The following is an 18,212-nucleotide window of genomic DNA, read 5'->3' on the forward strand; positions in this document are numbered from 1 at the left end:
TCTCCAGGCAAAATACGACTACGAATGGCCGGCATTTTGCCAGCATGTATCGCGCGTTGATAGAGCGAAGGCATTGTTCGTTTCATGCCTGGCTGAGCGGGCGGTGCTTGACCATTCTGGCCGTTGAACCGCTAGCGTCATACAGCGTCGGGATCTCGCCACCGTTGAGAATGCGCAACTGGTTGGCGGTGGCGGCCTGCTGCATCAGGATCGACTGGCCGTTGCGAGCATTGGTTGCCTGGCATTGGGCGAGCAGGTCGTTGAGTACTTTGCTCTGGGAGCGCAGCTGATCGCCGATCGTCGACTGGCTGGCCAGTTGCTCGAGGCCGTCATGGCTGGCGGGCAGGTTGAGGCTGGCGAGGATCTCGCTGCGTTTGCGGCCATGCTGGTCAAGCAAGATGATCAATGCCTGTTTCTGCGCCAGGATATTCTCCAGCAGAGGCATGTCACGACCGTGCAGTGCCACGGATTCGGCCTGCAACAATTCCAGTAGCTGTTGCGCTGGAACGAAGTCGTCGATGATCAATTGCAATAAATGAGTGTTGTGCATGGCTGGCCTTGGGTCTTAGCGTCCAAAAGCCTGGCGCAGGCGGCGGCCTAGCGCTGGGCTTCGAAGTTGAGCAGTTTGCTGGCTACGCGGTTGCTGTCGACTTTGTAGCTGCCATCGGCGATTGCTGCTTTCAACTCGGCCACGCGGGCGTTGTCGACGACAGGTTGATCGCGCAGCTTGTCAGTGACCTTCTGCAACTGCTGAGCCTCATTGCTGAGGTGTACCGACTCCCCATTGCTGACCTGGTCGGCTGGTGTAGACAGCGGCGCGGATTTGCCGGCTTCGGCGGTTTCCTTGGTAGCGCTGGTACGCGTAGTGCCTGTCAGCGGTGAAGAGCTGTTTAAACGATTGAAATCGATGACCATGGTAAAAAACCTCTGGGTATTTGGACGCTTGCCATGTTTTCGGCCATTCCCAAAAAAACTTTAGGCTCATTTATTCAATGAACGTGCGCACGTCTGCGCTTGCCTTTGCGTAAGGCACAGTCTAGGGAACACCGGGATCAAGCGCCAGCTTTCTACCTCCTCTACCGGGTCATTACATCGCCACTTCCACTTGGCCTGGAGCCATCACTTGCGCCTTGATGACGCGCTGGGAATTGAGGTTTTTTACCCGTATCTGTTCACGCATGCCGCCGTTGGACAGGGCTTCGCCGGGCATCCGCACGGCCAGGGAGCCGCTGCGGGCGGTGATGACCACCTGGTCGCCCTTGCGGACCACTTCGGCCTGCTCCAGGTGCACCAGCGTCACGACCTGATCGGCGACCATTGGTCGGACAAGTTTCTGCCCGATGGCCTGATCGACGGAGGTCAGGAAGCCCTGGGTGATCTGGCTGATGTCCCGTTCACGCAACATTACGTCCTGAGGCTCGACAATTCCGGCCCGCTTGAGCGGACGGGTGGTGGTGACAATCTCGCGGAACAGGCGCACTTGAGCGGGCACGAACACCGTCCAGGGCGCGGCGCTGTCGCAACGAACCTTCACCGTGACGCGGCCCAGAGGGCGAGCGGGACTCTCCAGCGAAGCAGTCAATTCCTTGTCGCACATTGGCATGCGCAGGCGCGGGTCGAGTTGGTTGACTTCGATTTCGTAGCGACCTTCGGTTTGACTGGTAGCCAGATAGTCTTCTACGGTGAATTCAAGAAAGCCCTGAGTGACGCCGATAAGGAGATCAGGCAAGGTAACCGGAACAGCAGCAAGGGCAGGACCGCCCGAAGTGAACAGGCAGACAGCCAGCAGTGCACCGAGCCAGTGGCGGCAGTGAGAGGTCAGGCGTCGAGAAAATGTCGTTTGTGCGTTCATGCCGGTTCAATAGCAAGCCCCGTGCCGTTTAGTGATGAATGCGCGTCGGACACATTAGCGTTAGGTAGGAGTCAGGGCATGGCGGGAGTAATGGATTCGGTGAACCAGCGCACTCAGCTGGTCGGTCAGAATCGCCTGGAGCTGTTGTTGTTCCGTCTCGACGGCCAACAAATGTATGGGATCAACGTATTCAAGGTCCGCGAGGTGCTGCAATGCCCCAAGCTGACCCTGATGCCCAAGTCCAGCCCCGTCGTGTGCGGTGTGGCCAATATTCGGGGAGCGACCATCCCGATTCTCGACCTGGCGATGGCGACCGGTTCCGGTCGGCTGCTGGACCAGAGCAATCCGTTTGTGATCATCACCGAGTACAACACCAAGACCCAGGGGTTCCTGGTCCGCTCGGTGGAGCGCATCGTCAACATGAACTGGGAAGAGATCCATCCACCGCCCAAGGGGACCGGCCGCGATCACTACCTCACGGCAGTGACCCGGGTCGATAACCAGTTGGTGGAAATCATCGACGTGGAAAAAATCCTCGCCGAAGTAGCGCCCACGCCGGAAGCGATCTCCGTGGGGGTGGTGGATGCCGAAACCCAGCACAAGGCGATTTCGCTGCGGGTGTTGACCGTCGATGACTCTTCGGTGGCCCGCAAGCAGGTGACCCGTTGTCTGCAAACGGTTGGCGTCGAGGTGGTGGCGTTGAACGACGGGCGACAGGCGCTGGATTACCTGCGCAAGCTGGTCGACGAGGGCAAGAAGCCTGAGGAAGAGTTCCTGATGATGATCTCCGACATTGAAATGCCGGAGATGGACGGGTACACCCTGACCTCGGAAATCCGCAGCGATCCGCGCATGCAAAAGCTGCACATCATCTTGCATACTTCGTTGTCCGGGGTTTTCAACCAGGCGATGGTCAAGAAGGTCGGCGCCGACGATTTCCTGGCGAAATTCCGTCCCGATGACCTGGCATCCCGGGTGGTCGATCGGATCAAGGCAGCAGAATAAGTAAAGGTCGGGCGCGTTGTGCGCCCGGCAAGTCAACACGATGAAAGAGGCGGTATCTTGTCTACGGGTAATTTGGATTTCGAACAGTTCCGGGTCTTCCTGGAAAAAGCCTGTGGCATCTTGCTTGGTGAAAACAAGCAATACCTGGTGTCGAGCCGTCTCAATAAATTGATGGAGCAACAGGGCCTCAAGTCATTGGGCGAGCTTGTGCAGCGTATCCAGACCCAACCGCGCAGCGGCTTGCGCGAGATGGTGGTGGACGCCATGACCACCAACGAAACCCTGTGGTTTCGCGACACCTATCCGTTCGAGGTGTTGAAGAACAAAGTACTGCCAGCCGCCATCAAGGCCAGCCCGGGCCAGCGCCTGCGGATCTGGTCGGCGGCCTGTTCGTCGGGGCAGGAACCCTATTCGCTGTCGATGTCCATCGATGAGTTCGAACGCTCCAACCTCGGCCAGTTGAAAGGCGGCGTGCAGATCGTCGCCACCGACCTGTCCGGGACCATGCTCAATAACTGCAAGACTGGCGAGTACGACAGCCTGGCCATCGGCCGTGGTTTGTCGCCGGACCGCCTGCAACGCTACTTCGACCCGAAAGGGCCGGGCAAGTGGGTGGTCAAGGCGCCGATCAAGAGCCGGGTGGAGTTCCGCTCGTTCAACCTGCTGGACAGCTATGCCAGCCTGGGCAAGTTCGACATCGTGTTCTGCCGCAACGTACTGATCTACTTCTCCGCCGAAGTGAAGAAAGACATCCTGCTGCGCATCCACGGCACGCTCAAGCCGGGCGGCTACCTGTTCCTCGGCGCCTCCGAGGCGTTGAACGGTTTGCCGGATCATTACCAGATGGTCCAGTGCAGCCCGGGGATCATTTATCAGGCGAAGTGATTGGCTTGGGTTGTCAAAAAACGGGAGTCCCCACGGGCTCCCGTTTTTTTATGACCGCTAATTCCTCCCTATCACCATTATCTCTATGGGAGCGAGCTTGCTCGCGATAGCGGTATGGCAGCGGCATCAATGTTGACTGACGCACCGCTATCGCGAGCAAGCTCGCTCCCACATTTTTAATCTCTGTTGCCTGGATGAAAGCGGCAGAAAAGCGGCAGCTTGCGGAAGCCAGTTGCCGCTTTTCTGGCATTGCCGCTTTGCCGGTGCCCGCAAAGCCCCGGTTTATGGGCTTTTCCAAAGTGGCACGCCGCTTGCTAAGTTCATCGCACGTACATTCTGGTCACCCAAAGGTTTCCGACATGAGCATCAGCTTCGATAAAGCGCTCGGTATCCACGAACAGGCCCTGAGCTTTCGCGCCCAGCGTGCCGAAGTCCTGGCCAACAACATCGCCAACGCCGATACCCCGAACTACAAGGCTCGGGACCTGGACTTTTCCAAAGTGCTCGCCGAGCAGAACGAGAAGGCCAAGAACGGCCACTTCGCCTTGAACATGACCAACAGCCGTCATATCGAAGCCGAAGGCCTGGGTAATGGCGACGAGTCGTTGATGTATCGCACGCCGATGCAGCCGTCGATCGACCAGAACACCGTGGACGCTCAACTGGAACAGTCCAACTACGCGGAAAACTCCGTGAACTTCCAGGCCAGCTTCACCCTGCTCAACAGCAAATTCAAAGGGCTGGTATCGGCCCTGCGTGGAGAGTAAGCCATGTCGATTGCTAGCGTATTCAACATTGCCGGCAGTGCCATGAGTGCCCAGACCACTCGCCTGAACACCGTCGCCAGTAACATCGCCAACGCCGAGACCGTTTCGTCGAGCATCGACCAGACCTACCGCGCCCGCCACCCGGTATTCGCCACCATGTTCCAGGGCGGCCAGTCCGGCGGCAGCGACTCGCTGTTCCAGGAGCAGGACGCGGCCGGGCAGGGCGTACAGGTGCTTGGCGTGGTCGAAGACCAGAGCAACCTCGAAGCCCGTTATGAGCCGAACCATCCGGCCGCTGATGCCAAGGGTTATGTCTACTACCCGAACGTCAACGTTGTCGAAGAAATGGCCGACATGATTTCCGCCAGTCGTTCGTTCCAGACCAACGCCGAAATGATGAACACCGCCAAAACCATGATGCAGAAGGTCCTGACCCTCGGTCAGTGATAAGGGGCGAGTCACATGAGCGTTACCAACACTACCAGCGGTTTGAGCCTGAACGAGATTCTGGCCAATTCCTCGGTCAAGACCAACAACACCTCCGATACCCTCGGGGCAATGACAGGTGCGGCGACCGGCAATAAGGAACTGGGCAAGGATGCGTTCCTGCAACTGCTCGTTACCCAGCTGAAGAACCAGAACCCGCTGGAGCCCCAGGACAACGGTGAGTTCGTGGCCCAATTGGCGCAGTTCAGCAGCCTGGAAGGCATCACCACCCTCAACGAGACCGTCAGCGGCATCGCCGGCAACTACAACTCGTCCCAGGCCTTGCAGGCTTCGTCGCTGGTGGGCCGCTCGGTCATTGCTCCAGGCGACAAGGCTGTGGTCGATACCTCCAAGAGCCTCAACGGCACGGTGGTGGTGCCAACCTCGGTGTCCTCCGTCGCGGTCAAGATCGTGGACAAGGACGGCAAGACCGTTCGCACCATCGACTTGGGCAGCCAGAACGCCGGCAATTCCGCGTTCATCTGGGACGGCAAGAACGATGCGGGCACGGTCGTTGAATCGGGCACTTACACCTTCGCGGCCTCGACCACCATCGACGGCAAGGCCACGTCGTTGATCACCAACCTGCCGGCTACGGTCAGCAGCGTGACGATCAGCCAGACGGGCGGTGAGCTGATGCTCAACCTGGCCGGGCTGGGCAGCATTGCCCTGTCCAAAGTACAAACTATTGGTATGTAGAGCCGACTAACCGGCAAAAGGAGTCAACATGTCTTTTAACATCGGCCTTAGCGGTCTCTATGCAGCCAACAAACAGCTGGACGTGACCGGCAACAACATCGCCAACGTGGCGACCACCGGTTTCAAATCGTCCCGCGCGGAATTCGAAGACGTCTACTCGGCCACCAAGCTGGGCTCGGGCAGCAAGACCGTCGGCAACGGCGTGCGCCTGGCCAACGTTTCCCAACAGTTCGGCCAGGGTGACGTGAACAATACCGGTAACGTGCTGGACATGGGTATCCAGGGCCAGGGCTTCTTTGTCCTGAGCAATGACGGTTCCCTGAGCTATACCCGTGCCGGTACGTTCAAGACCGACAAGGAAGGTTTCATCACCAACAGCGATGGTACTGCGCGCCTGCAGGGCTATGGCGTGGATGCCAACGGCAAGATCCAGAACGGTATCCTGACCGACCTGCGCATCGACACCTCGAACCTGCCGCCGACTGCCACCAGCCTGGTGTCCTCGACGATCAACTTGAACTCGACGGCCACGCCGATCACCGCTGCGTTCAATCCGGCCGACACGGCCACGTTCACCAAGCAATTCACCACCCCGGTCTACGACACCCAGGGCAACCAGCATTCAATGGACCAGTACATGGTCAAGACTTCCGGCAACACCTGGAATGTCTATACCTTGATCGATGGTCGTAACCTCAATGGCACCGCGCCGACCACGACAGGTGCGAACGCGCCCATTCCGTCGACCATGAGCTTTGATTCGAGCGGCAGGCTGACTCAGGTCAGCACGCCGCCCGTGCCACCTGCCACTACGCCAACCATCAACAACGATCTGGTACTGACTGGCTGGATTCCCGGTACGGTGACCAACGGTGTGTGGACCGCCAACGGTGCCGCCAGCGCGCCGACCATCACGATCTCCATGGGCAACACCACCCAGTTCAATGCCGACACCGCACGGTCGATCCCGACCCAGAACGGTTACGCCACGGGCCAGATCACCAACCTGACCATCGACGGCAGCGGTGTACTGTTGGCCAACTTCAGCAACAACCAGACCAAGCCGATCGGCCAGCTCGCGCTCGCCAGTTTCACCAACGAGCAAGGCCTGCAACCAGTAGGCGGCACCAGCTGGAAGGAAACCTTCGCCTCGGGCATCCCGGGCTACGACGCTCCACAAACCGGCACCCTGGGTTCGATCGTCTCCAACTCGCTGGAAGAGTCCAACGTCAACCTGACCAACGAACTGGTCGAGCTGATCAAGGCCCAGAGCAACTACCAGGCGAACGCCAAGACCATCTCCACCCAGAGCACCATCATGCAGACCATCATTCAGATGGCCTGATGTCGATGGTTGCTTGACGCGGTACAAAGAGCCCCTCGCAAGAGGGGCTTTTTCATGCGTGCTAGAGTCCGTCCTCATGCCAGGTTTCCCTTTGTGGCGAGGGGATTTATCCCCGCTGGGCTGCGCAGCAGCCCCTCCACAAGCAGTCAATACGACCTGCCTGATCCACCGGGTCGCTGGCATTCAGGGCCGCTCCGCGCCCCAGCGGGGATAAATCCCCTCGCCACAATGAATGTCACCCTGAATATGGATAAGGGCAGCCCAGGCGACGTCGTTTCCAAGGCAAAAGAAAACCCCCGATAAACCAGCGGTCTATCGGGGGCTTCTTCAGTCTGCGCCTTTACACGCCCACCCACTCAGCTTATTGGCAAGCTTCGCAATCCGGCTCGTCGATCGCGCAGGCCTTTGGCACTGGCGCAGGGCCTGCTGGAGCCGCCAGGACCGAATCGTCACCGTGGTTGCCGCCGCTGGAAACAGCGTTCAGCTTGCCGGTGTTGATGGTCGACTTCTCGGTGCTGGTCGCGGCCAGGGCACGGAGGTAGTAAGTGGTTTTCAGACCACGGTACCAAGCCATGCGGTAGGTCACGTCCAGCTTCTTGCCCGAAGCGCCGGCGATGTACAGGTTCAGCGATTGAGCCTGGTCGATCCACTTCTGGCGACGGCTGGCGGCGTCGACGATCCACTTGGTGTCCACTTCGAACGCCGTGGCGTAGAGCGCTTTGAGCTCTTGCGGGATGCGTTCGATCTGCTGCACCGAACCGTCGTAGTACTTCAGATCGTTGATCATGACCGAGTCCCAGAGGCCGCGGGCCTTGAGGTCGCGAACCAGGTACGGGTTGATCACGGTGAACTCGCCCGACAGGTTCGATTTCACATACAGGTTCTGGTAGGTCGGTTCGATCGACTGCGACACGCCGGTGATGTTGGCGATGGTGGCGGTCGGTGCGATGGCCATGATGTTGGAGTTACGGATGCCTTTCTGCACACGGGCGCGAACCGGTGCCCAGTCCAGGGATTCGTTCAGGTCAACGTCGATGTACTTCTGGCCGCGCTGGGCGATCAGGATCTGTTGCGAGTCCAGCGGCAGAATGCCCTGGGACCACAGCGAACCCTGGAACGTCTCGTAGGCGCCACGCTCGTCGGCCAGGTCGCAGGAAGCCTGGATCGCGTAGTAGCTGACCGCTTCCATGGACTTGTCGGCGAATTCGACCGCGGCATCGGAACCGTACGGGATGTGCTGCAGGTACAGCGCGTCCTGGAAGCCCATGATGCCCAGGCCGACCGGACGGTGCTTGAAGTTGGAGTTCTTCGCCTGTGGCACCGAGTAGTAGTTGATGTCGATCACGTTGTCGAGCATGCGCACGGCAGTGTTCACGGTGCGTTGCAGCTTGGCGGTGTCCAGCTTGCCGTCGACGATGTGGTTCGGCAGGTTGATCGAGCCCAGGTTGCAGACCGCGATCTCATCCTTGTTGGTGTTCAGGGTGATCTCGGTGCACAGGTTCGAGCTGTGGACCACGCCCACGTGCTGCTGCGGGCTGCGCAGGTTGCACGGGTCCTTGAAGGTCAGCCATGGGTGGCCGGTTTCGAACAGCATCGACAGCATCTTGCGCCACAGGTCTTTGGCCTGGACGACTTTGAACAGCTTGATCTTGTTGTACTCGGTCAGGGCTTCGTAGTACTCGTAGCGCTCTTCGAAAGCCTTGCCGGTCAGGTCGTGCAGGTCCGGTACTTCGGACGGCGAGAACAGGGTCCACTTGCCGTCATCGAAGACGCGCTTCATGAACAGGTCAGGGATCCAGTTGGCGGTGTTCATGTCGTGGGTACGACGACGGTCATCACCGGTGTTCTTGCGCAGCTCGATGAACTCTTCGATGTCCATGTGCCAGGTTTCCAGGTAGGCACAGACCGCGCCCTTGCGCTTGCCGCCCTGGTTGACCGCAACGGCGGTGTCGTTGACCACTTTGAGGAACGGCACGACGCCCTGGGATTTGCCGTTGGTGCCCTTGATGTACGAGCCCAATGCGCGAACTGGGGTCCAGTCGTTGCCCAGGCCACCGGCGAATTTCGACAGCATGGCGTTGTCGTGGATGGCACCGTAGATGCCCGACAGGTCGTCCGGAACGGTGGTCAGGTAGCAGCTCGACAGCTGTGGACGCAGGGTGCCGGCGTTGAACAGGGTCGGGGTCGACGCCATGTAGTCGAAGGACGACAGCAGGTTGTAGAACTCGATCGCACGGTCTTCGCGCTGCTTCTCTTCGATGGCCAGGCCCATGGCCACGCGCATGAAGAAGATCTGCGGCAGTTCGAAACGCACGCCATCCTTGTGGATGAAGTAACGGTCATACAGGGTTTGCAGGCCCAGGTAGGTGAACTGCTGGTCGCGCTCGTGGTTGATCGCCTTGCCGAGTTTTTCCAGATCGAATTCGGCCAGGACCGGGTTCAGCAATTCGAACTCGATACCCTTGGCAACATAGGCTGGCAGCGCCTTGGCGTACAGGTCGACCATTTCGTGGTGGGTCGCGCTCTCGGCGACTTCCAGGAAGCTCAGGCCTTCGGCACGCAGGGTGTCCATCAGCAGGCGGGCGGTCACGAAGGAGTAGTTCGGCTCGCGCTCCACCAGGGTCCGGGCGGTCATCACCAGGGCCGTGTTGACGTCCTTGAGTGCAACGCCGTCATAGAGGTTCTTCAGGGTTTCGCGCTGGATCAGGTCGCCATCGACTTCTTCCAGGCCTTCGCAGGCCTCGGTGACGATGGTGTTCAGGCGACCCATGTCCAGTGGCGCCAGGCTGCCGTCGGCGCGGGCGATGCGGATCGAAGGGTGGGCCTGGACCGGTGCGTCGGCTGGGGAGCGGGTGGCACGTTCCTTGGCGCGGGAGTCACGGTAGATCACGTAGTCGCGCGCCACTTTCTGCTCGCCGGCACGCATCAGGGCCAGTTCGACCTGGTCCTGGATTTCTTCGATGTGGATGGTGCCGCCTGAGGGCATGCGACGCTTGAAGGTCGCGGTGACCTGTTCGGTCAGGCGGGCCACAGTGTCGTGGATTCGCGACGAAGCGGCAGCGGTGCCACCTTCAACTGCGAGAAACGCTTTGGTGATGGCGACGGTGATCTTGTCATCGGTGTAAGGAACGACAGTGCCGTTACGCTTGATCACACGCAGTTGGCCCGGCGCGGTGGCGGACAGATCCGGGTTCGAATCGGCGGCCAGCGGCGCGGTGCCCTGCGGGTTCTCGCGAGTTGTGTCGGTGTGCATGGGTGTCTCCACGTTCTCTATGTTTGTTTGGGCACCATCACGGTGCCCACCGTTCCGTCCTGAAGCACTACAACCGACTGGCGCCGGGCATAACAACTTCGGGACAGTAGGAAGCAGGCGTTTAATGCCGCTTCCATCCGAAGTTCTCAGGTTGCGAGCGAGGCTCGAAACCGGGTTGCCGGGGTGGCAGCAATTGACTGCAACACCCGTACCGTTTCGGTCGTTTTCGACCTGGAAACAGTTGCCATCCGCAGGGGCGGTCTGGGCTTGGGGAAATACGGTGTTTCAGTTGGACAGAAGCAAGAAAAGCGCTTGAATTCTCTGCCCGACTTGTGTTTGGTTTTTGGCCTGAAACCCTACATGTAGGGTTTTTTGCGCGGCGGGCTACAAGATAATGCGTTTTTGGGGGGTATGCAACGTGCTACCTGTGGATAAGCCTGTGCGTAATTTGTGTGCGAAACGTGGAACTGCTCTGTAGGCCGCGACCTAGCTGGAGTGGACCTTTTTTCATCGGTTTCAACGGTCTGAAAACTGCCCGATGGTTTTTTGCGGGCGCGGACGTTACCACATAAAACCTGCTTCGACCGAACGCATTTGTCCGCTTGTTTTCTAGGGGGGCGACGTTTATACAATCGGTCGGTGTGCTGGCATGTTTATCCTCCTTTGATATGACAAAAAGAGGGGGGCTGCATTCGAATGCCCGGGGTGAGCGGCTACTTGTGGCGAGGGGATTTATCCCCGTTGGGTCGCGAAGCGGCCCCTGCATTCTGCCTGACTACAACAGTGAGCATTTTTTGGGGCTGCTACGCAGCCCAGCGGGGATAAATCCCCTCGCCACAGGATTGTGGCCATCCTTCCTTTTATATTCACAGCAAGACGAGGCCCCCGTGGAACAAGAAGCCTGGCAGGTATTGATCGTCGAGGATGACCAGCGTCTGGCCGAGCTGACCCGGGAGTACCTCGAAAGCAACGGGTTGCGTGTCGCCATCGAAGGCGACGGCGCGGTGGCGGCGGCGCGGATCATTGCCGAGCAGCCGGACCTGGTGGTCCTCGACCTGATGCTGCCCGGCGAAGACGGCCTGAGCATCTGTCGCAAGGTGCGCGGGCATTATGATGGGCCGATCCTGATGCTCACCGCCCGCACCGACGACACCGATCAGATCCAGGGCCTGGACCTGGGCGCCGATGATTATGTCTGCAAGCCGGTTCGCCCGCGTTTGCTCTTGGCGCGTATCCAGGCCCTGCTGCGGCGCAGCGAACCGGAGCCGAGCGTCGCGCAGAAGCAGCGACGCCTGCAATTCGGCCCGCTGGTGGTCGACGACGCCCTGCGCGAAGCCTGGTTGCAGGGCAACGGTATCGAGCTGACCAGCGCCGAATTCGACCTGCTGTGGCTGCTGGTGTCCAATGCCGGGCGCATCCTGTCCCGGGAAGAAATCTTCACCGCTTTGCGCGGCATCGGTTATGACGGCCAGGACCGTTCCATCGACGTGCGCATTTCGCGTATCCGCCCCAAGATCGGCGACGACCCGGACCATCCACGGCTGATCAAGACCATTCGCAGCAAAGGCTACCTGTTCGTTCCTGAAGCCTGCGTAGACCCGGCACCGTGAACTCGATTTTCCTGCGTATTTATGGCGGCATGTGTGCTGCACTGGTGCTGGTGGCGGTCCTCGGCGTACTGGCCCTGCACCTGCTCAACCAGACCCGCAGCGAGCAATACCGCGAGCGCCTGGCCCACGGTACGTTTTCGTTGATGGCCGACAACCTGCGGCCGATGGACGACACCGAGCGGCGGCGGGCGTTGCTGGTATGGGAGCGCCTGCTGGGCATTCCCCTGGCATTGCAGACCTTTGCCCAGACCGACCTCGACCTCGGCCAGCGCACCCGCGTACTGCGTGGCCAGGCCTTGGTGGAGCAGACCGGACCCCATGCGGCCAAAGTCTATCGGCTGGTCAGCGATGGCGAGCAACTGATGTTGGTGGGGGAAGTCCAGCAGATCAGCGAACAACTGGCCCGCGCGACCATCTATCTGTTGGCCGACGAGCTGGTGCGTTCCCCGGTGGCCGAACAACCCAAGCGGCTGGCGCAACTGGCGCAGGAAAAAGGTTTTGGTTTCGATCTGCGACTCATGACCGCCGAGCAGGCGGACATGGATGAAGACCAGCGCCGTCGTGTGTCCGAGGGCGATACGGTGATGGCGTTGGGCAAGGGCGGCGACTCCATCCGGGTCTTCGCCGGCATGGTCGGCACGCCGTGGGTGCTGGAGATTGGTCCGCTGTACCAGATGAACCCTTATCCGCCGCAATGGCTGGTGCTGATCGCGGCGCTGGGCTTGAGCCTGATCGGCTTGATCGTCTACCTGTTGGTGCGCCAGTTGGAGCGGCGCTTGCGCGGCCTGGAGTCGGCCGCCACCCAGATCGCCCAGGGCAGCCTGGAAACCCGGGTACCGGCCCGAGGTGCCGACTCGGTGGGGCGGTTGGCCGCTGCGTTCAACGGCATGGCCGAGCACTTGCAGCAATTGTTGGCCATCCAGCGCGAGCTGGTGCGGGCGGTGTCCCACGAATTGCGTACCCCGGTGGCGCGCCTGCGCTTCGGCCTGGAAATGCTCGGCAGCGCCACCACGCCCCAGGCCCGGGACAAATACCTGGCGGGTATGGACCACGACATCGAAGACCTGGATCGGCTGGTGGACGAAATGCTCACCTATGCGCGACTGGAACAGGGTTCACCGGCCCTTAACTTCCAGCGGGTGGACCTGGATGCGCTGGTCAATCAAGTGATCGATGAATTGGGGCCGTTGCGGGCCGGGATTACGGTCGAGCGCGGTCTATGCCTGTCGGCCGTCGATTGCGACGGCGCCTGGGTCGAGGCCGAGCCACGCTTTCTGCATCGGGCCCTGCAGAACCTGGTGGGCAACGCCATGCGTCACGCCAGTTCCCGGGTCACCGTCAGCTATCAGGTGGGCCAGTTGCGCTGTCGGGTGGATGTGGAGGACGACGGGCCTGGTGTGCCGGAGGCGGCATGGGAGCGGATCTTCAAGCCCTTCCTGCGCCTGGATGACAGCCGCGCCCGGGCGTCGGGCGGCCATGGGCTGGGGCTGTCGATCGTGCGGCGGATCATCCACTGGCATGACGGTCGGGCGTTGATCGGCAAGAGCAAGAGCCTGGGCGGGGCGTGCTTCAGTTTGAGTTGGCCGAGGCATCAGGACAGGTCTTGATAGAAGGGCTGCCTGTACTGGCCTCATCGCGAGCAAGCTCGCTCCCACAGGTTGAACGCATGCCCATGTGAGAGCGAGCTTGCTCGCGATGAGGTCCGCCCAGACACCAAAAACCTCAGGCGCTGATCCCCACCAGGCTCAACAACTGCCCATCCTTCACCCCGAACTGCGCCTGCAGTTGGCTGCCATGACGCCACTCGGCCGACAGGTCCGTCAGCAAGCGCAGCCGCACCTGCCCGTCGTGTGTCCAGTCCAACACTTCGGCATGCTCGAAATAAAAGCGCTGCCTGACGATGGGATACAGCGCCTTGAACAAGCTTTCCTTCACTGAAAAGGTCAGGGTGACCAGCAAGGCCCGCTCGTCATGCGCAAGCGTTGCCATGCGCAGCAGCTCCGGCGGGGTGAGGATTTCACCGGCCAGGCGCTCGGCGCGTTCGGGGTCGAGCAGGTTTTCCACGTCCATGCCCAAGCCTTGCCATTGGTCTTTTTTCGCGACGATGGCCGCGGCCCGACCCGTGCTGTGGGTGATCGAGCCGCTGACATGGGCCGGCCACACGGGGGCGCGGTCTTCGCCGATGGCCGGCACGCAGGCCAGGCCGTCGAGTCGCTGCAATGCCGCCCGGGCGCAGATCCGCCCGGCCAGGAATTCAGCCTGACGCTTGGCCACCGATCGCTGGATGCTCGCCGGTGGTTCGATGGCGCTGTCGGGGAAGTCGGTGCCTACCAGCAGCAACGGGTCGAAGCGGGTGCTCAGCAGCACCGTATCGGGCAGCGCATCGGGCAAAAGCCAGTGTTCATCCAGAGGCGAGCAACAGGCGGGCAGGGTGGGGAGTGTCTTCATGCCCGGCATTTTGCCGGGTTGACGGGAGGCTGGGTAGTGGGGCAAGCCTGAGTGGCGCAAGTGAGTGGAAAAGAAGCTTCTGTGGCGAGGGAGCAAGCTCCCTCGCCACAGGGTTATGCGTCAGTCAAAAACTTTCTTGAAGAACTTCTGCATATCCGCCCACGACTTCTCATCGGCTTCCTTGTTGTAGCCAATGTCCGGCCCGCCATGTTCGCCGTGGCTCAAACGGTCGGCATCGGGGTTGCTGAAGCCGTGTTTGGCGCCTTCGAGGCTGACGAATTTATAGTCGGCGCCGGCCTTGTCCATCTCGCTCTTGAACGCGGTGACGTTGTCCTGGGTGACCATGCTGTCCAGGGCGCCATGCTCGACCAGCACCTTGGCCTTGACGCTGCCAGGTGTTGCCGGGGTGTTGGTCACCAGCGCACCGTGGAAGCTCACCACGCCGGCCAGCGGCACACCCTGGCGCGCCGCATCGAGTACCACCTTGCCGCCGAAGCAGTAGCCGATGGCAGCGAGTTTGTCCGGATCAGTCTGGGGTTGTTTCTTCAGCAGGTCCAACCCCGCCTGGAAGCGTGCGCTGGCGGCCTTGCCGTCCTTGAGCGCCGCCTGCATGAAGGCCATGGCGTCCTTGGGGTGCTCGGTGTTCTTGCCGTCGCCGTACATGTCGATGGCCAGGGCGCTATAGCCCAGGCCGGCGAGGTCACGGGCACGGCGCTTGGCGTAGTCGTTCAACCCCCACCATTCATGCACCACCACCACGCCCGGGCGCGGGCCCTTGACGGTGTCGTCATACGCGTAATAGCCGATCAGCTTGGTGCCGTCGGCACTGGTGTAGGGGAGCTCCTGAGTCTGGATGGCGGCTTGGCTCACGCCGCTAATGGCCAGAAGTACAACAGCAAGCAGCCTGCGCATGATGGATCTCCTTAAAAAGTGCTGAGACAGGACACTCTAGCCGATTCATTCAGCGAAGGTTCAGAGAACGTTCAAGGGGGGTTCAGGTATCGCTGGTTAAGGTGACGGCGACTTCACAGTTCACCCACGTTGCAAAGGAACTTGATCATGACTGCTATGAAAAAACTGCTGTTGGCTTTCACCGTGCTGGGCGCCAGCGCCCTGGCCCACGCCGATGACAACTTCGCCAGCCTGACCCTCGGCCAGACCAGCGACAAGGTGAAGAAATCCAGCGCCTTGGACAGCGCCCTGAACAACCCGAACGCCGACGGCGTCATCGGCAAGGACACCACGTATGGCCTGCGACTGGGCAAGCAAAACGACCAGGGCCGCTACTACGCCACCTACGACAACGTCTCGGGCACCCACAACGGCATCAAGCTGCGCCAGGAAAACCTGCTGGGCAGCTACGATGTGTTCTATCCGGTCACTAGCAGCACCAAGCTGTTCGGTGGCGGCACGGCGGGCCTGACCAAGCTGACCCAGGATTCTCCCGGCTTCAGCCGCGACAGCGACATTGGCTACGCAGTGGGCTTGCAAGGAGGCGTGCTGCAACAAATTTCGCAAAACACCTCGGTTGAACTGGGTTACCGTTACCTGCGCAGCAACGCCAGCACCGAGATGAGCCCGCACGGTGGCGATAAGGTTGGCTCGTTGGACCTGACCAGCAGCGCCCAGACCTACCTGTCCGCCAACTACACGTTCTAAGCGGTTGATGGTGAGCGTATCCAGCCGGATCGGTCGAAGACGATCCGGCGCCTTTCGTTGAAGTGCGCCGCACTGGATTGTTTGATTTGCCTGGGAGAGGCTCCATGAAATTACTGGTCGTCGAAGACGAAGCGCTGTTGCGTCACCACCTGCAAACCCGTCTCACCGACAGCGGCCATGTGGTGCAGGCCGTGGCCAATGCCGAAGAGGCCTTGTACCAGGTCCGGGAATTCAACCATGACCTGGCGGTGATCGACCTGGGCTTGCCGGGCATCAGCGGGCTGGAGCTGATCCGCCGGCTGCGCTCGCAGGACAAGACGTTTCCAATCCTGATCCTGACCGCCCGCGGCAACTGGCAGGACAAGGTCGAAGGCCTGGCCGCCGGCGCCGACGACTACGTGGTCAAGCCGTTTCAGTTCGAAGAGCTGGAGGCCCGGCTGAACGCCCTGTTGCGCCGCTCCAGTGGTTTTACCCAATCGACCATCGTCGCCGGTCCGTTGCTGCTCGACCTCAACCGCAAGCAGGCGTCCCTCGATGAGGAGCCGCTGGCGTTGACTGCCTATGAGTACCGCATCCTCGAATACCTCATGCGCCATCACCAGCAGGTGGTGGCCAAGGACCGCTTGATGGAGCAGCTTTACCCCGATGACGATGAGCGTGATCCCAATGTCATCGAAGTATTGGTCGGGCGCCTGCGCCGTAAGCTGGAAGCGCCGGCTGGCTTCAAACCGATCGACACGGTGCGGGGCCTGGGCTACCTGTTCAACGAGCGCTGCCAGTGATTCGTTCGCTTCGCCTGCGGTTGATGCTGGCCGCCATGACCCTGGCGGTGCTGTTCATGCTGGCCTTGTTGCCGGCCATGCAAGGTGCGTTCAGCCTGGCGCTGCAGGAATCCATCGAGCAACGCCTGGCTTCGGACGTGACCACGCTGATTTCCGCCGCCCGAGTGGAAAACAACCGCTTGAGGATGCCGGCGCAGTTACCCGATGAGCGCTTCAACCTCGCCGATGCCCGCCTGCTGGGCTACATCTACGACCGCGAGGGGCGGTTGGTCTGGCGATCCAAGGCGACCCAGGAAGAAAACATCAATTACACGCCACGCTATGACGGCCAGGGCAACCAGTTCGCGCGCATTCGCGAGAACGACGGCCAGGAGTTTTTTGTCTATGACGTCGAGATCAAGCTGCTCGGCGGCCAGAGCGCGGCGTTCAGCATCGTTACCTTGCAACCGGTGCGCGACTACGAAGTGACCTTGCAGGGCCTGCGGGACAATCTGTATCTGGGCTTTGGCGCGGCCCTGTTGGTGTTGCTGGCGCTGTTGTGGATCGGCCTGACCTGGGGCCTTCGGGCGCTGCGGCGCCTGAGCCAGGAACTGGACGAAATCGAAAGCGGGGCCCGGGAAAGCCTCAGTACTGAACATCCCCGGGAACTGTTGCGCCTGACCGGCTCCCTCAACCGCCTGCTGTACAGCGAGCGGGAGCAACGCAGCCGTTATCGCGATTCCCTCGATGACCTGGCCCACAGCTTGAAGACCCCGTTGGCGGTGTTGCAGGGCGTCAGCGAGGACATGGCCCGACGCCCGGAGGACCGTGGACAGGCTTGGGTGCTGCAAACCCAGATCGAGCGCATGAGCCAGCAGATCGGCTACCAGTTGCAGCGCGCCAGCCTGCGCAAAAGCGGGCTGGTGCGCCATCAGGTGCGCTTGCGCCCGGTGTTGCAAAGCCTGTGTGACACCCTGGACAAGGTCTATCGCGACAAACGAGTTAATGTCAGTTTCGATCTGCCGGAGCACTGCCAGGTGCCGATCGAACAGGGCGCCTTGCTGGAGATGCTCGGCAACCTGCTGGAAAACGCCTATCGGCTGTGCCTGGGCGAGGTGCGCGTCAGCGTGCACCAGACCCTTGGCGGTACGGAGTTGAGTGTCGAGGACGACGGGCCGGGCGTGCCACCGGATCAACGTGCGCGGATTCTCCAGCGGGGCGAGCGACTGGATCGCCAGCATCCGGGGCAGGGGATCGGACTGGCGGTGGTGGAAGACATCATCGAGAGCTACGGCGCCAAGTTGACCCTGGGGGATTCAGAGCTGGGCGGGGCGGCGTTCCGGATTCATTTTCCGGTGGTTTGACTGGAATACTTCGGTGGGGTTGCCGGCCTTTGTGGCGAGGGAGCTTGCTCCCGCTCGAGTGCGCAGCGCTCGCAAGTT

General features: G+C 60.8%; 17 protein-coding genes. 11 read left to right on the forward strand and 6 right to left on the reverse strand.

Annotated elements, in window-relative coordinates; all coding sequences use genetic code 11:
• Positions 1-82: 82 nt before the first annotated feature.
• From V7773_RS19880 to flgA, 3 genes are all read right to left on the reverse strand, one after another.
• A complete protein-coding gene (locus tag V7773_RS19880) occupies positions 83-550 on the reverse strand; it encodes a flagella synthesis protein FlgN (RefSeq protein ID WP_336074659.1) in 468 nt (155 codons plus the stop codon).
• Positions 551-597: 47 nt separating this feature from the next.
• Positions 598-915, reverse strand: coding sequence for a flagellar biosynthesis anti-sigma factor FlgM (gene flgM, locus V7773_RS19885; RefSeq protein WP_063324728.1), 318 nt, complete (start codon positions 913-915; stop codon positions 598-600).
• A gap of 172 nt (positions 916-1,087) precedes the next feature.
• Positions 1,088-1,852 (reverse strand): flagellar basal body P-ring formation chaperone FlgA, encoded by a 765-nt coding sequence (gene flgA / locus V7773_RS19890; RefSeq protein WP_336074660.1) that lies wholly within the window; start codon positions 1,850-1,852, stop codon positions 1,088-1,090.
• Positions 1,853-1,930: 78 nt separating this feature from the next.
• Between flgA and V7773_RS19895 the strand changes: the two genes are divergently transcribed.
• From V7773_RS19895 to flgE, 6 genes are all read left to right on the forward strand, one after another.
• Positions 1,931-2,857, forward strand: coding sequence for a chemotaxis protein CheV (locus V7773_RS19895; protein ID WP_058544891.1), 927 nt, complete (start codon positions 1,931-1,933; stop codon positions 2,855-2,857).
• Between the two features lie 57 nt (positions 2,858-2,914).
• Positions 2,915-3,742: a protein-glutamate O-methyltransferase CheR gene (cheR, locus tag V7773_RS19900; protein WP_063324730.1), complete on the forward strand. Its 828-nt coding sequence runs from the start codon at positions 2,915-2,917 to the stop codon at positions 3,740-3,742.
• 359 nt (positions 3,743-4,101) lie between these two features.
• On the forward strand, positions 4,102-4,509 hold the full coding sequence (gene flgB / locus V7773_RS19905) for a flagellar basal body rod protein FlgB (RefSeq protein WP_072346448.1): 408 nt from the start codon (positions 4,102-4,104) through the stop codon (positions 4,507-4,509).
• A 3-nt stretch (positions 4,510-4,512) separates the two neighbouring features.
• Entirely contained in the window at positions 4,513-4,956 is a 444-nt protein-coding gene (gene flgC, locus V7773_RS19910) for a flagellar basal body rod protein FlgC (RefSeq protein ID WP_003204730.1), read from the forward strand.
• Positions 4,957-4,971: 15 nt separating this feature from the next.
• A complete protein-coding gene (gene flgD, locus V7773_RS19915) occupies positions 4,972-5,694 on the forward strand; it encodes a flagellar hook assembly protein FlgD (RefSeq protein ID WP_336074664.1) in 723 nt (240 codons plus the stop codon).
• A 28-nt stretch (positions 5,695-5,722) separates the two neighbouring features.
• On the forward strand, positions 5,723-7,039 hold the full coding sequence (gene flgE, locus V7773_RS19920; protein WP_336074665.1) for a flagellar hook protein FlgE: 1,317 nt from the start codon (positions 5,723-5,725) through the stop codon (positions 7,037-7,039).
• Positions 7,040-7,400: 361 nt separating this feature from the next.
• On the opposite strand, the gene V7773_RS19925 is transcribed toward flgE, so the two are convergent.
• Complete coding sequence (locus V7773_RS19925) at positions 7,401-10,292, reverse strand: ribonucleoside-diphosphate reductase subunit alpha (RefSeq protein ID WP_063324733.1); 2,892 nt, start codon at positions 10,290-10,292, stop codon at positions 7,401-7,403.
• 887 nt (positions 10,293-11,179) lie between these two features.
• Here V7773_RS19925 and V7773_RS19930 point away from each other — a divergent pair.
• A complete protein-coding gene (locus V7773_RS19930) occupies positions 11,180-11,902 on the forward strand; it encodes a response regulator (RefSeq protein WP_336074668.1) in 723 nt (240 codons plus the stop codon).
• Positions 11,899-13,509 carry an ATP-binding protein gene (locus V7773_RS19935; RefSeq protein WP_336074670.1) on the forward strand — a complete coding sequence of 537 codons (1,611 nt, stop codon included), beginning with the start codon at positions 11,899-11,901 and terminating at the stop codon, positions 13,507-13,509. Before V7773_RS19930 ends, V7773_RS19935 begins: the two co-directional genes overlap by 4 nt.
• 115 nt (positions 13,510-13,624) lie before the next feature.
• Here the strand turns inward: V7773_RS19935 and V7773_RS19940 are convergent, their stop codons facing one another.
• The gene (locus V7773_RS19940) at positions 13,625-14,350 is read right to left on the reverse strand and encodes a 4'-phosphopantetheinyl transferase family protein (RefSeq protein ID WP_336074672.1); all 726 of its coding nucleotides are present in this window, start codon (positions 14,348-14,350) and stop codon (positions 13,625-13,627) included.
• A 120-nt stretch (positions 14,351-14,470) separates the two neighbouring features.
• The gene (locus tag V7773_RS19945; RefSeq protein WP_092145264.1) at positions 14,471-15,262 is read right to left on the reverse strand and encodes a dienelactone hydrolase family protein; all 792 of its coding nucleotides are present in this window, start codon (positions 15,260-15,262) and stop codon (positions 14,471-14,473) included.
• 147 nt (positions 15,263-15,409) lie between these two features.
• Between V7773_RS19945 and V7773_RS19950 the strand changes: the two genes are divergently transcribed.
• From V7773_RS19950 to V7773_RS19960, 3 genes are all read left to right on the forward strand, one after another.
• Positions 15,410-16,009 (forward strand): hypothetical protein, encoded by a 600-nt coding sequence (locus V7773_RS19950; protein WP_092145266.1) that lies wholly within the window; start codon positions 15,410-15,412, stop codon positions 16,007-16,009.
• Between the two features lie 104 nt (positions 16,010-16,113).
• The gene (locus V7773_RS19955; RefSeq protein ID WP_014339772.1) at positions 16,114-16,791 is read left to right on the forward strand and encodes a response regulator; all 678 of its coding nucleotides are present in this window, start codon (positions 16,114-16,116) and stop codon (positions 16,789-16,791) included.
• Positions 16,788-18,134, forward strand: a complete 1,347-nt coding sequence (locus V7773_RS19960; protein ID WP_063324739.1) for an ATP-binding protein — start codon at positions 16,788-16,790, stop codon at positions 18,132-18,134. The genes V7773_RS19955 and V7773_RS19960 overlap by 4 nt, the downstream gene beginning before the upstream one ends.
• The last annotated feature ends 78 nt before the right edge of the window (positions 18,135-18,212 follow it).

This window comes from Pseudomonas sp. 3JA, assembly GCF_036961705.1.
In the GTDB taxonomy this organism is placed as follows: Bacteria; Pseudomonadota; Gammaproteobacteria; order Pseudomonadales; family Pseudomonadaceae; genus Aquipseudomonas; species Aquipseudomonas fluorescens_Q.

What these genes read in the sequence shown, in the direction of transcription:
- V7773_RS19895 (WP_058544891.1), top strand. Translation starts at nt 1,931, where the DNA reads ATGGCGGGAGTAATGGATTCGGTGAACCAGCGCACTCAGCTGGTCGGT.
- V7773_RS19950 (WP_092145266.1), top strand. Translation starts at nt 15,410, where the DNA reads ATGACTGCTATGAAAAAACTGCTGTTGGCTTTCACCGTGCTGGGCGCC.
- flgD (WP_336074664.1), top strand. Translation starts at nt 4,972, where the DNA reads ATGAGCGTTACCAACACTACCAGCGGTTTGAGCCTGAACGAGATTCTG.
- flgA (WP_336074660.1), bottom strand. Translation starts at nt 1,852, where the DNA reads ATGAACGCACAAACGACATTTTCTCGACGCCTGACCTCTCACTGCCGC.
- flgM (WP_063324728.1), bottom strand. Translation starts at nt 915, where the DNA reads ATGGTCATCGATTTCAATCGTTTAAACAGCTCTTCACCGCTGACAGGC.
- flgC (WP_003204730.1), top strand. Translation starts at nt 4,513, where the DNA reads ATGTCGATTGCTAGCGTATTCAACATTGCCGGCAGTGCCATGAGTGCC.
- V7773_RS19880 (WP_336074659.1), bottom strand. Translation starts at nt 550, where the DNA reads ATGCACAACACTCATTTATTGCAATTGATCATCGACGACTTCGTTCCA.
- V7773_RS19925 (WP_063324733.1), bottom strand. Translation starts at nt 10,292, where the DNA reads ATGCACACCGACACAACTCGCGAGAACCCGCAGGGCACCGCGCCGCTG.
- V7773_RS19945 (WP_092145264.1), bottom strand. Translation starts at nt 15,262, where the DNA reads ATGCGCAGGCTGCTTGCTGTTGTACTTCTGGCCATTAGCGGCGTGAGC.
- flgE (WP_336074665.1), top strand. Translation starts at nt 5,723, where the DNA reads ATGTCTTTTAACATCGGCCTTAGCGGTCTCTATGCAGCCAACAAACAG.
- V7773_RS19955 (WP_014339772.1), top strand. Translation starts at nt 16,114, where the DNA reads ATGAAATTACTGGTCGTCGAAGACGAAGCGCTGTTGCGTCACCACCTG.
- V7773_RS19940 (WP_336074672.1), bottom strand. Translation starts at nt 14,350, where the DNA reads ATGAAGACACTCCCCACCCTGCCCGCCTGTTGCTCGCCTCTGGATGAA.
- flgB (WP_072346448.1), top strand. Translation starts at nt 4,102, where the DNA reads ATGAGCATCAGCTTCGATAAAGCGCTCGGTATCCACGAACAGGCCCTG.